Annotated in this window: 7 protein-coding genes; 3 read left to right on the top strand and 4 right to left on the bottom strand. The window is 49.8% G+C overall.

Going from position 1 to position 13,659, the window contains the following annotated elements:
- Positions 1 to 21: 21 nt before the first annotated feature.
- Positions 22 to 1,902: a DUF4422 domain-containing protein gene (locus H3T90_RS06230; protein ID WP_198229963.1), complete on the top strand. Its 1,881-nt coding sequence runs from the start codon at positions 22 to 24 to the stop codon at positions 1,900 to 1,902.
- 23 nt (positions 1,903 to 1,925) lie between these two features.
- Here the strand turns inward: H3T90_RS06230 and H3T90_RS06225 are convergent, their stop codons facing one another.
- Positions 1,926 to 3,110, bottom strand: a complete 1,185-nt coding sequence (locus H3T90_RS06225) for a nucleotide sugar dehydrogenase (RefSeq protein ID WP_198229962.1) — start codon at positions 3,108 to 3,110, stop codon at positions 1,926 to 1,928.
- A gap of 162 nt (positions 3,111 to 3,272) precedes the next feature.
- Between H3T90_RS06225 and H3T90_RS06220 the strand changes: the two genes are divergently transcribed.
- The gene (locus H3T90_RS06220; protein WP_198229961.1) at positions 3,273 to 6,293 is read left to right on the top strand and encodes a DUF4422 domain-containing protein; all 3,021 of its coding nucleotides are present in this window, start codon (positions 3,273 to 3,275) and stop codon (positions 6,291 to 6,293) included.
- Positions 6,294 to 6,441: 148 nt separating this feature from the next.
- Here the strand turns inward: H3T90_RS06220 and H3T90_RS06215 are convergent, their stop codons facing one another.
- The 3 genes from H3T90_RS06215 to H3T90_RS06205 form a co-directional block, all read right to left on the bottom strand.
- The gene (locus tag H3T90_RS06215) at positions 6,442 to 8,376 is read right to left on the bottom strand and encodes a DUF6541 family protein (protein ID WP_198229960.1); all 1,935 of its coding nucleotides are present in this window, start codon (positions 8,374 to 8,376) and stop codon (positions 6,442 to 6,444) included.
- Between the two features lie 319 nt (positions 8,377 to 8,695).
- Positions 8,696 to 10,546: a cell wall-binding repeat-containing protein gene (locus H3T90_RS06210; RefSeq protein ID WP_198229959.1), complete on the bottom strand. Its 1,851-nt coding sequence runs from the start codon at positions 10,544 to 10,546 to the stop codon at positions 8,696 to 8,698.
- 494 nt (positions 10,547 to 11,040) lie between these two features.
- Positions 11,041 to 11,943: a glycosyltransferase family 2 protein gene (locus tag H3T90_RS06205; protein WP_232350610.1), complete on the bottom strand. Its 903-nt coding sequence runs from the start codon at positions 11,941 to 11,943 to the stop codon at positions 11,041 to 11,043.
- A gap of 438 nt (positions 11,944 to 12,381) precedes the next feature.
- Between H3T90_RS06205 and H3T90_RS06200 the strand changes: the two genes are divergently transcribed.
- The gene (locus H3T90_RS06200; protein WP_198229958.1) at positions 12,382 to 13,527 is read left to right on the top strand and encodes an acyltransferase; all 1,146 of its coding nucleotides are present in this window, start codon (positions 12,382 to 12,384) and stop codon (positions 13,525 to 13,527) included.
- Positions 13,528 to 13,659 lie beyond the last annotated feature (132 nt).

Below are 13,659 nucleotides of genomic sequence, written 5' to 3'. Positions count from 1 at the left end.
GAGCGAGGAGTCTTATTCGGCATGAATAACGAGGACAGGCAAAACGGGCAGCGTATAAAAATCTATGTAGCCACCCGTACACGCGTTGCAGCCCCGCAATGCGATGCGATCAGTCTCTTGCAAGTCGGAACAGCGCAGGCACCGGAAAAGCTCCCGCACATGCTTCACGACGACAGCGGGGACTCGATCTCTTCGCTCAACGCCATGTATTGCGAGCTCACTGCGCAATATTGGGCTTGGAAAAACGTCGATGCCGATTACTACGGATTCTGCCATTACCGTCGCTACTTCGATTTCAGCGGCGTACCCCACCAGGCCAACGACTACGGCGAAATCATGGACGACTTCATCGACGAGTCCGCTGCACGGCGGTACGGCCTGGATGATGAATCCATCAGGCGCCAGGTGATCGGCTGGGATGTCATTACCTCTCCCGTCAACAATGTTGAAGCCATGGGGGGGTATCATTCGCTGATCCAGCATTATGCAGGCAACGATCACCTGCGAGTCGGCGACCTCCGCCTCATGTATGAGATCCTTTGCAAGAATTACCCTGACTACAGGGAGGATGCAGACTCCGTATTGCACGGCGACAAGGGTTCTTTCTGCAACATGTTCATAATGAAGAAAGCAATCTTCCGCCAATATTGCCAGTGGCTGTTTCCGCTCCTGCAGAAGTTCACGGCCTTATGGGATGCATCTACGGCCGACATTGAACGCCTGAGAACGCCGGGACACCTGGCTGAAAGGCTGCTGAACATCTTCCTTTGCCATCATCAACGCACCAGCGGGAATTGGAAAATCAAGCAACTGGGATGCGTGCACTTCCGCTATCCCGATGCTCAGGAAACTGCTCAACCAGCAAACGCAACGGACAAGGCTGTACCCGTGGTGCTGGCGGCCGATAATGCCTATGTGCCCATGCTGGCCACGACATTGACGTCCATACTACGCAATTCATCAGCGACTCGTCGATACCGCATCACTGTCCTGGAGCAGGATATATCAAAGGAGAATAAAAAGATCCTTGCAGGGATATTCGCAAAATACCCCTGGTGTTCTTTGCATTTCCTTAATGTACGGCAGCGTATGGCCGGCAGAGCCCTGACAACCAATAACGGCTTTATCAGCAATGAAACCTATTACCGATTCCTGATCCAGGAGGTGCTGCCTCAATACGACAAGGTGGTGTATCTGGACTCCGACCTGGTTGTCAACCGAGACATAGCCGAGCTCTACGATACCGACGTCAGCCAGTACGCCGTGGCAGCAGTCAAAGATCTGGACTTTTTAGGCAACCTGGGGTATTCCGATGGCAAGCGTCTGCAATACGCCCGCAATGTGTTGCATCTGAAGCATCCGTATTCATACTTCCAGGCCGGGGTGCTGGTGATGAACCTGAAGGCTCTCCGAAGAATACACACCACCAACGAATGGATGCGGCTGGCAGCAAACCCTCACTATATATACAACGATCAAGACATACTCAACATGGAATGCCAGGGAAAGGTCAGGTTCCTTGACGGCCGGTGGAACGTCCTGCACGATTGCAACGACCGCGTCGAAACGGTCTTTCGGTATGCGCCTGCACAGGCATTCAAGGAATATGCGCAAGCCCGTGAGGAGCCCTATATTGTTCATTATGCCGGCTTCGACAAGCCCTGGCTGGATCCTTGGTGTGACCTATCCACCTGGTATTGGCTGTACGTCCGGCACTCCCCGCTTTTCCACCAGATACTGGCGATCATGACCAAGACCGGGTCTCTTTCAACCGGACATCATAAGCGTCTTATTACCGAAGACAGCCCTCTTAGGCAGTATGCCGACAAGATACTTCCGATTGGCTCCAAGAGGCGCTCCCGCGTCAAATCACTGCTGCGAGTCATACTGCATAAAGCGTAAGCAGCATTGGCAATTGACCGCTTCTACTCTCGATGCCACAAATCGCGGGTATAGACCTTGTCTGCCACATCGGTCAATTCCTCAGTCATCCGGTTGCACACAATCAGATCACATGAGGCCTTGAATTCATCAAGATCGTGCATCACCCTATGCCCGGCGAAACTATCCGCAGCCATGGGCTCGTAAATGATGAAATCCACACCCAGGCTATCCAGGTAATCCATGATGCCCTGGATGGAACTTGCACGAAAGTTATCCGAACCCTTCTTCATGACCAGCCGGTAGATTCCAGCCAGTTTGGGCTTGCGAGAGGCGATTTGCTCCGCTATGAACCGCTTGCGTGTATCGTTGGATACAACCACGGCTTTGATCAGGGTCTGCGGCACATCCTTGTAGTTGGCCAGCAACTGCTTGGAGTCCTTGGGCAGGCAATACCCGCCATATCCGAATGATGGGTTGTTGTAGTAATCACCTATCCGGGGATCCAAGCACACGCCCTTGATGATCTGCGCCGTGTCCAAGCCACGAACGTCGGCGTAGGTGTCCATTTCGTTGAAGTACGAAATCCTCAGCGCTAAATAGGTGTTTGAAAAGAGCTTGATGGCCTCCGCCTCAGTGGCACGGAGCAACAGGCAAGGAATTCCGTCATCCTCAGCGCCCTGCTGGAGCAGCTGAGCGAACTGCTCACCATAATGCCTCCAGTCCTGCATCTGGCCGGCAGGTATACCCACGACAATCCTCGATGGATGCAGGTTGTCGGCAAGCGCGTGGCCTTCGCGAAGAAACTCGGGCGAGAACACAATGCGCAATTGCGGATAACGCTTGCATACGGTCTCGGTATACCCTACCGGAACCGTCGATTTGATGACGATGCAGGCCTGGGTGTGCTGTTCAGCCAACCTCTGGAGCTCATGCTCGATTGAGGAGGTGTCAAAGTAATTGCGCTCCTCGTCATAATCGGTCGGAGTGGCAAGAACAATGTAATCCGGCTCCTCGTAAGCCCAGTCAGGATCCAGCGTAGCCCGCAGGTTGCATTTTCCGGAAGCGAGAAAAGCGCTGATCTCAGAATCCTTGATGGGCGATTGCCCTTGGTTGATGGCATCGACCTTGTCCTTCAGAACATCCAAGGCTCGCACCTCATTGTGCTGTGACAACAGACAGGCCAGGGACAGACCGACATAGCCAGTACCTACGATCGTTATTTTCATACCTAACAGTCTACAGTTCATTCCATACTGGAAGTGCCAGGGAACCAGTTGTGTAATCCAGCTGAATATTCAATGGTTTTGCTCCTGCCTATTGCGGCATCCAGGTAAGATACGTAAAGACTTCGTCGCCCTCGATTAGCTATACAAGGAGATGCCAGCTATATGCCAAAGATCTCAGTCGTAATTCCCGCCTACAACGTGGGCAGGTACCTTCCGGAATGCCTTGCCAGCATCAGCTCACAGGATTACAAGGACTTCGAAGCTCTGGTCATCAATGACGCAAGCACGGACAACACGGCGGCCGTTGCCGCGGAAGCAGCCGGCAAAGATGAGAGAATTCGATTGGTGGAGCACCCCAGCAATATGGGCACCCATTTGACAAGACGCACTGGCGTGCAGGAAGCCAAGGGTGAGTATACCTTCTTCCTGGATGGCGACGATGCTTTGGCGCCCTCCATGCTCAGCGAGCTGTCAGAGGCCATAGACCTTCACCCTGCCGACATCATGCATTTCGGCATCACTGTGACGGCAGCGAACGGCACCCTGGACAAAGAACGGCAAGATTTCGAGAGCTTTAATAACAAGCCCACCAAGCCGAGCCAGGGCCTCGATATCGTTCGCGACATTTTTGATGAAGACCGCGGACAACAGGTGGATTGGCGGTTCACCCAGCGGCTCTACAAAACAGCCCTGCTCAAAAAAGCCTTTGCCGCCATGACCGACAATCGCCTAGGCCGCTCCCAGGATGGGTACGAGTGCTTTGTCACCTCAGCGCTTGCGCAGTCTTATCAGCCGATCAAGGAATGCAGGGGATACCGCTATTACTATGGCCGTGGAATCAGCGGCACCGCACAGATCACCCCCAAGTTGTATGCACGATATTGCCGGGAATTCCAATCGAACTTCGCAGCTGCTTATGATTTCGCCAACAGCCAGCACTCGGCCATATTGCAGAAATGCGCCCTGGGCTTCGAGCATAAGGGCACGGAAATACTGGCCAATGACTGGCTGCTGCGCATCGATGATGGGCATAAGGCAGAGGCCGCCCATGGTATGAGCGACGTTTTCGGCCCCGCCATCACCGGCCGGGAGATCTATCGCTTTATTCGAGATAGAGCATATGACTTTCTCCATCAGCAATCCGCCATTGATGACACAGACCCTCTGTGGGGTTGGAAGGCTATAGCAGACAGGATATTTGTGAACTCTGCTCCCCCTCTGCAGCTTGACCGCTATCAAAGCATGCGCAGCAAGGCCAATGAACATCTGACCGATCTGAAGGCCCGACAGACGCTTGATGCCTATAACCGGCAGCGCATCAGGATTTTCGTAACAACGCACAAAAAGGTCGACATCCCCAAGTCCGAGATCCTGCAACCCGTACAGGTAGGACCTGGCCTTACAAAGGCAAGGATGAAGAATACCCTGCATGATGATGACGGCATCAACATCTCAGAGAAGAACCCCAGATACTGCGAACTCACCACGCAGTATTGGGCATGGAAAAACGTCGACGCTGACTATTACGGCTTCTGTCATTACCGGCGATACTTCGATTTCTCCAAGGACACCCACAGGGAGAACCCTTACGGGGAAATCATGGATGACTATATCGACGATGCCGCCATCAAGCGATATGGCCTGGACGACGCAACTATCTCCGCAACTGTCAAAGGCTATGACGTTATCACCACCGGCATCAAGGACCTTCGAACAACCATCGACAATTGGGGCAGCCCGCTGGCTCTGTACAGGGCCGCACCGGACCTGTACCTGAAGGATCTGCAAAAGGCATGCGCCATCGTCATGAAGTCGCACCCTGACTATAGCGACGACGTCAAGCAGTATCTGCACGGGCATTATTCCTGCTTCTGCAATATGTTTATTATGCGCAAGGACCTCTTCTTTGCCTACTGCCAGTGGCTGTTCCCAATACTTGACGAATTCGAGCAGAGCACCGACATGTCCGCATACAGCCAGGAGGGTCTGCGCACGCCAGGCCATCTGGCCGAGCGGCTTTTCAACATCTGGCTTATTCACCAGCGCCGGATCAAGCCCACATTGCGTACCAAAGAACTGCAATGCGTTCATTTTACCCACCCCGAACAACAGACGATCTGCAGGCCTCTTGAACTTGCCGACAATGCAAAAAAGATCATTCCGGTAGTCTTCGCGGCAAACGACGCCTATGTCCCTATGCTGACTACAGCCATATACTCGCTGCTGTCAAACGCATCAGACAAGTATCACTACGATATTGTCGTTCTGGAAAGGGACATCAGCAAGCAACATAAGGCGGTCATGAGGAAGTTCCTTGTGTCCTCCCCCAACATCACCTTGCGCTTCGTGAATGTGGAACGTGAAATTGCCGGCTGCCACCTGACAACCTCCAACCAACACATCAGCATCGAAACCTATTACCGATTTATCATCCAGAGGGTCCTACCTTTTTATGACAAGGTTTTATATCTGGATTCAGATCTGGTAGTGAACGACGATATTGCAGAACTCTACAATACAGATCTGGGTACTGATCTCTTAGCGGCTATCCACGATATCGATTACCTGGGCAACCTGAACAACAAGGATGGCAAGCGGCTGCGCTACAGCAGGCAGGTATTAGGCATGCGGGATCCTTATTCCTACTTCCAGGCAGGCGTACTGTTGCTGAACACTGCTGAGATGCGAAAGCTGCACTCCCTGCCGGAATGGCTAAGGCTGTCTTCAAATTCCAGCTTTATTTACAACGACCAGGATGTTCTCAACGCTCAATGCCAGGGCCGTGTGACTTACCTGGATTGGTCATGGAACGTGATACATGACTGCGACACCAGGTTGGAGCGTATATTCAGCCATGCACCAGCCAATGCCTACTACGACTATCTTCAGTCCCGTAACCGGCCAAGGATTATTCACTACGCTGGATTCATAAAACCTTGGAATGATGCCAGCTGTGACCTGGCTGACGTGTATTGGTCCTACGCCAGACAGACCCCCTTCTACGAGAGCCTGATACAACACCTGTCAGGATCCTCCCATAACCAGGTACAGGTGGTACAGCATGAACGCGTGATTGCTGAGGACAATGGACTCCGCAGATTGGTAGACCCTATCGCCCCAATCGGCAGCGCCCGTCGCGAGATTTTGAAAACGGTAGCTAGGGCAGTGGAAGGTCGGCACTAGCCTAATCTAGACGTTGCCAGCCTTCTGTGAGGAAGGCCGGCAACGTCTGATTTCTTCAGCAGCAGTGCGACGCCACTGTTCTTATCTATCCCAAGCCGTTAACCGACAACTACCTCTCAAGCCCTAAAGTATAAGACGCATAGATTGCTCATCTGCATGCGAATCGATATAGATTCCATTGACTCCCCGGCTCATTGGGAGAATCAAGGGCACTGATTTTTACCAGAGTTCCCCGTTGCTCATATTCATTGATCAAACGGTCATCATGGAAGGGGTAGTACTGCGCCTTGTAGGTGAACATACGCAGGCTCGGAGATTGCGGACCCATGGTCAAAAAGTACTTGTTGCTTATCTCTTCAGGTTCGCTCTTTGCCTTATAGCTGGTCACGACAGGGCACACTGTATGCAGCAAGCGTGCGGAATCACCTGAGGCGAATGCACGCTCCACCCTTCCGAACACCTGGCCATTTTTCGTATCCATGGGGTTGTATACCGGATACAACATATCCATTCCGTAGAGAGCCATTCCATACATGGAACCATTCAAGGGGTCGGACACCACTACAGCATTGTCTTCCACCAAGTCGTGTACCTTCTTCAAGGCGTAGTATTTATCATGGCTCAATTGCTCCCCTGGAGTTTGCGTCTCGATATCCGTGCTGCCAGCGACAATGACTGACAATCGTTTTTTTGCTGGTTCAAAACTCGAGCAGAACACCAAGACTACGACCAGAAGCAACACGGTGACCACACCGACAGGCGAGAGTTGAACCTGGGATGACACAGGTCGGAATAGAACATGGGTCTTCAGACTTATGCCAGGATGAGGCTCAAGAAGGCAACGCAGCCCAAAGGCAAGCAGAGGAACAACAGCCAAAGGAATCATGGTCAGCGGTCGGGTCTCGCCACGGTACCAGGCAGCAGTGATCACGTTGGCCACTGGCCCAGTGAGTGCAGAACTGGAAACAAAGATCAGGGCAGTAAGAAGAAATGCTCCGTTCACAGCTAGTGCATCACGAAAACGCTCTCCGCAAAGCAACAGGACTGCAATAAAACATATACAGACCAAAATTGCCATAAATAGGCCTGCAAAGCCAGAAATGGCGTCAGTTAACACAGTCTTTACTGCATTACCAAGACTTCTGGTAGGGCGAAATGTATGGAACCATGACCCAGGATGCAGGTAATCCTTGCCGTGATCACGGTGAGAGACATACGCAAAGAAAAGCCCCGCTGCGAGGAAAATGCATAGAAGGAAGCAGAGAATGTCTTTTTTGGACATTTTCACCAGTATAAAAGGACCTATGAAGACCAAATAGGTAAAAGCCACTCGAGGGTGAGCCAACAACATCAGCAAGCCGAGAACAATCGTCAGCAGAGACCAACGAAGTACGTGAGCAACTGTGCGTTTGCCCCGTATAGTGACTACGTCCATCAACCTAAGACTGGAATACATCAGCAAAGGCAGAATCGAGGTAGCAAGTCCATAAGCAATGAGCGGCCCGGCGTTCAGCATCCAGTAGGGCTGCGCCACCGATACCACGGATAGCACCGGAACTGCAATATTAAGGATGATCTGACATCTCTTTGATGCATCTGAATAGAAATAAGAGCACCACAGCAACATACCTATCGGGAAAAGAAGACCCGAGGTGACCAGCCATATCAAATTCAGTCCGGTAAATATATTGATCTGAATCCCCAACCGGCTCGATACACTAAGCAAGACATAGACTAAAACGTGAAACAGGGGTGGATAAAAACTATCATTAGGGTTTAGCTCCCATACAACTGACAAGCCGTTCTGCATAAGTTTACGAATGAAGTAGTAGTGTGAGGGCGCATCGATAGCCTGGATGGGCAGATTCCACATACTCCTATTGTTGGGAAACCAAATTACAACAATCAGAAAGGCAAGCAAAAGACCAAAACAAGTGGATGACAAGATACAAATTTGCATTGGCTGTTTACGAGGAGCAAATACCTCGGCCTTAACTTTTGCGTCTTTCCCCTTGACGTTTTTTCTGATACAGACATTTTTGATAATCAAATTGTTGCCTGATATGGGATGTTTACTACTCATCCATTCATTTTATTAGCTACATGTCCTGGAAAAGAAATGATTCGCCAGATTTGGGTTCGTTTTCCATACAAGTTGGCCTACAGTAAGGATTTTGTAAAATTTAGAGAACGCTTAACTTTCGCTCCATCGAGACTATCGAATCGTATGTATCAACACAGACAAGGATACTTACTAAGTCGTAGTTCTGAGTCCGAAATTATATCCTACGATAAGAGTAGTTTTCTGTTCTTAGCAAAATTGGTGACTCCTGACAACATCACATGTCAGGAGCCACCAATCTGAACTATTTTAGTGTCAAACTAATGATAATCTAAAGCAATCAGTCTTCATTCAACACTGAGGAAATGTCAGCTGAAACCGTCCCACTTACTGCATCAAGGCCACCAAGTACATAAGCGGTCTTGGTAAACGCGTTAGTGGAATTGATCCAGTTGAGTGCATCATGATTGACGGCAGTATCTGGGCTAACCAAGACAAGCGGTGCTTTCTTTACTCCAGCTAGTACACCACCGGCCAGTGCATCCGGGAAGTTTTCGCCAGTCGCAAATACTGGAGTCGTAGGTTTAAGAGCTTCCGAGTTGTCTCTGCTTGCAGCATACTTAGCAATCTCAAGTGAGGTCTGGTAACGCGTAGCACCGCCCAGACGAACAACATTAGATTCAGAAACTCCAGCACCCTTCAACTGAGCAATTACACTGTTAGGCACAGCAGCAGATCCTCCAGCAATTACAATCTTGGTGAATCCATACCCTTTAATGTCCTTAACGGTACTCGCATCAAGGCCAGTCTTGCCACTCAGGAATACAGGATATCCGTTCTTTTGTGCATAAGCAGAGATTGACAGTGCATCAGTGAAGTTCTCACCAGTAGCTATGATCGCAGTATCACCGTTCCAATTTGCGCCTACCTGCTTCTTTGCCTGTGCAAAGATCTCATTAGCTGTATCCCTACGGGTATCACCTGAGATACGAACGATCTTTGCTTCTCGAGCAACCCGCTTTTCAATTTGGTTTACAACACTATCAGAAACTGCAGACTCCCCACCAATAACTATAACCTTTTTCGGGTTCAAACGAGAAATCTGTCCATCAGCGCGAGCAGAAAGCCTATACGAGTTAGTCAAAATGACAGGAGCATTTGCTAAGCCAGAAAGACCTGATGATGCAAGCGCATCGGGGAAATTATCTCCAGAAGCTACAATCACCGTGCCGTCGTCAGATGCGTGCGGATAAGCTTCTTCGACAATCTCACCCATTGTGTCATATCGATCATTGCCAGACAGGCGCTGAATAACACTTCTGTTTTGCTGAACTTTACCACTGAAAGCATCTTCAGCACCAAGTTGCGTGCCATTCGCAGCAAATACAGCTGACTTGAAGTGATACCATACTGAATCATATTCGGCCGGCGCAGCCCAAGTGACTTTAGTGTCATCCGTATGGACACCCTCTGATGATGCGTCGTCAATATTCGCGTAGACGTTGCCGACCTTCACCCCATCAAGAACCCAATCAGCTTTTTTGTCGAATTCATGATCAGGCTTCACCGTAATCTTCTGCTCTTTAACAGACAACCCAGCTACCCCAGCATTGTTCAAAGACACGGTGCCAAGAAGCGGTGTTATGTCTTTAATGTTGTTTTCATCAAGATTGAGTTGTGTTAAAGCAGTCAGATTACCCAACGGAGTGACATCTGATATCTTGTTGTTCTTCAAGTTAAGCGATGTTAACTTCTCCAACCCACTAAGAGCAGAAAGATCGGTGAGTTTCTGATTCTGAAGAGACAGTGTGGTTAAGTTCTTGAACGAGCTAACAGCCGACAAACTATCAATGAATTGGTGTTGATTGCCGTCGACTTTCAGAGTCTTTAATTTATCTTTCTGTCCTAGCTGTGTGAGGCCATAAACGATTGGATTCCCTGAAAGGTCCAAGCTCTCCAACTGATCTAGCCCAGACAACTCATTCAAATCCCGAAGTCCATCATTCGTAAGAGAGAGAGACTTAGCGTTCTTGAAAGTACCCAAACCTGCTAATTCCAGATTCCGTACTCCATCAACTGTTACAGAGATGGGTTGTTCCTTTACAGTTTTAACTAATGTGTTATCTGCAACGCCTGGCACAAAGGTAGTCAAATTATCTTTAAGAGGATTACGAAGATTCTCATCTATCACACAATCTTTGAGTGTGTTGTCATCTCCGCACTTCGATTCCGTAGCAGCTCGTGCAGGCACAGTCAAAGCACCTACGCATGCAATCAGTGTTGCACCGCAGATTAGGCCGGCTCCCAGCTTCAACGGTAGGGATGTTTTAACTTTTGACAACTTACTCTCCTTCATCGTATAAGTTGTACTACATATCAGTTTCTATTATCGTGAAAGAACCCAACCGGCCCCTTCGTCAACAACACTATACTCCTACATGAGTAGTTGGCAATCTCGAGTGTCATAGAATCTGACTCATCATTGCTTTAATCAGAATCTATAGCTCTGTTGATTAACCGATTGGATTTTGTGGCCCCGCTCCTTCCTGAAACTATATTATATAGTATTACTGACTACTGCCATAAAGAACCGTATATTAAACTTCTGCGTCTAAAGTGAAGTGCACTGCTCTATTTGAACTATGTATTTGATAGACGTGCATACATTATCCAGTCGAAACCGAATTACAACAACTTATTTAATTCATCGTCTCGAACGGCATTGTCGAAATCCAGCTGGCATCCATGTGCGCTGAGATAGCCGAGTATTCGTTGGAAAACCTGATCGTTGCCTCCACTCTCGGTATTGACGTGGCAGAGTGCCTCTTCTTGAGTACCGGGCACATATTGCAGAAGTTGATCATCTGTGGAAGCCACTACAGGAATAGGTCGATGGGCCCTTACTTGCATAATTTTCAACCACACGTCATCGGTGGTGGGGCATAGAGACATGATCAAGTTCTTGTCAAAGGTAGAGTCAGGCATCAAATGTGGGGGGAAGAGTGTGCCGGCACCAGTAGTGGCAAAAAGTCGCATGGACGGGACACCCACCAATCGGGGATGATAATGCGGTGCCTCGTAAATCCAGTCCTCATATTTTTTACGACTGCCGTCGCTGTTAAAAGTGATGAGATGGGTGCGGGAAGCCACTATGGTGTGCGGATAGCGGCGGTGGGTCGCCAGAAGATCCCCAATCATGGTATTCCGGTAGATTAAATCATCATCAACTGTGACAACCAAATCGTTCGGAAATTCGCGCAGAGCCCAATAATATTTCTTGTGCGGCTTCAAATCATCATCGACCCAACGCACCTGGACATCCATCCAAAGCAGGTCTTTCAAGCTGGAAGGCAGGTCACGCTCTCCACCTGGAAAATCAGATCGGCAGAGCCAAAGAATGATCAAATCTGGCAGGGTCTTCTGGGCAAGCAGTGACTTTATGGCCAGGTGGACAGTCTCGATGCGGGCAGGGTATGAAGTCATAGAGGCAATGATTCGTGGACGGCCAGGCACCAGGGCCCGACCGCATCGGGTACCGAGACGCCTCAGCCTGTTGCGCTTCTCCCTCAAAGACAGGCCCGTAGACATAAACTCCACCTCACCTTCGGCAACCCTATAAAGATAAACACGTCTGGATCGCTAAGAACTTGGATTCCTTGCAGTCAGCATGCCATAAAGTCTAGTTGTACCAGGCTGGGCTCATATTCCTTACCGGTAGGCAACAACTCTCATCAGTTCTCCAACAGCTCGATAGCAGAGCCCTGGAGGAACGACCTGGAAATCGCACCGATTGTTTTTTATGCATAGCCTGATCATGACGGGAACAGGCAAACATCACCCAATGACCATGTGGGCCACAGTTTCAAGGGGAGTAAAGTCAGTACACAGGTTGAGGTGGTTGGTTGTGGCTTCTGCTGACATTCCAGAATCGAGTATGGAATAGATATCAGAGCCAGTTCTCGTCGGCGATTGCGCATGATTACACGCGTGATTAGCTCTGGGGTTTTCACACGAAAGAGGCTGCAGATGAACGACCTGCGAAGAGCTGCTCCTCCTGAACATGCAGCGAGACACAGAGTCCATAAGGATCGGATAGCTGGCCTTGATCTGGCAAAATCACTGGCGATATTTCTTGTTATTTTTGTACATTACATTTTTTACACCGGTTTTGTCAGCGATACCGTACTGAACAACCTCGCGTCAACTTTCTCAGTCGTCGGAGTGCCCTTGTTCTTTGCTGTCAATGGGTATCTTCTGATGAACTCGCGATTTTCGGCGAACAAGCATCTTCATAAAATCCTTAGGATGGTATTCATCCTGCTGGCATGGAAGATCATCAGCTTGCCGATACTCAGTGCCCTGATGCGCAAACGCATAGATTGGAAATTGGTTCCCCAGTATCTTCTGGGCGGCTCTTACGACGTGGTTCCTCTGGGATACTTCTGGTTCATCAATGCGCTTCTGGCCATTTACATTGTTTTCCCCATACTGAAGACTGTCTACGACGACCCGCACGGGAAACGATACCTGGCCTATGTCACGATTGTGCTTGGTGCTCTGATATTCGTTGTAACGCTAGGAGACAATGCCAAAGACATACTGTCGAGCTACAGCGGGCATCAGGTTCCGCAAGTGCTCGCTTCGATCAGCCAATACAACATGCTGGGAGACTATGGTTACGCCCTGGTCTATTTCGTTGCCGGAGGTTACGGGCACGATATAGCAGCCTGGCTGTCTCGTCACTTCGCAAGCGCGAGGGCGAAAAACATCTGCCTTGCTCTCGTGGCCCTATTGGCCTGGGGCTTGCTTTTCACCCTGCAACGGTTCCAAGCCCGAACAAAGGGTATATCTTTCGATATAGAGTCTGGTTACCAGAACGTTGTAACCTTGATCTTGGCCATCGCTCTATTCCAGTTATTCATACAGGTCAGGAAAGTCCCGTCCGGCCTGAGTGCAATCGTCACGGCTATCGGCTCCAATACGCTTGGCATCTATTATTTGCATCTGATGCTGATATTGGTGGTTCGTGATCTGGTCCTGCATTTCCATTTATTCTATAAGGCGCCCATGCTCATCAATCTTGTGCTGGTGGCCGCTATTGTTTTGATTGCCGCCTTTATAAGCTGGGTCGGCGGCAAAACCCCCTTCTTCAGACATCTTTTCATTGGCTGAATACAGAGCCCCCAGGGCCAGGGGAGCCATCAGCACTGCATGAAACACATACCTTGTGGGATCCATCCGTCCCGGGACGGAAAACGATATGGGGTATGCGAACAGGCTCAGCACTGAAACGAAATAGGGCGC

The sequence above is a fragment of the Bifidobacterium polysaccharolyticum genome (genome assembly GCF_016101585.1).
GTDB lineage: Bacteria > Actinomycetota > Actinomycetes > Actinomycetales > Bifidobacteriaceae > Bombiscardovia > Bombiscardovia polysaccharolytica.
Note: the sequence above shows the minus strand (reverse complement) of the source record. Positions and strands in the feature narration are given on the sequence as shown.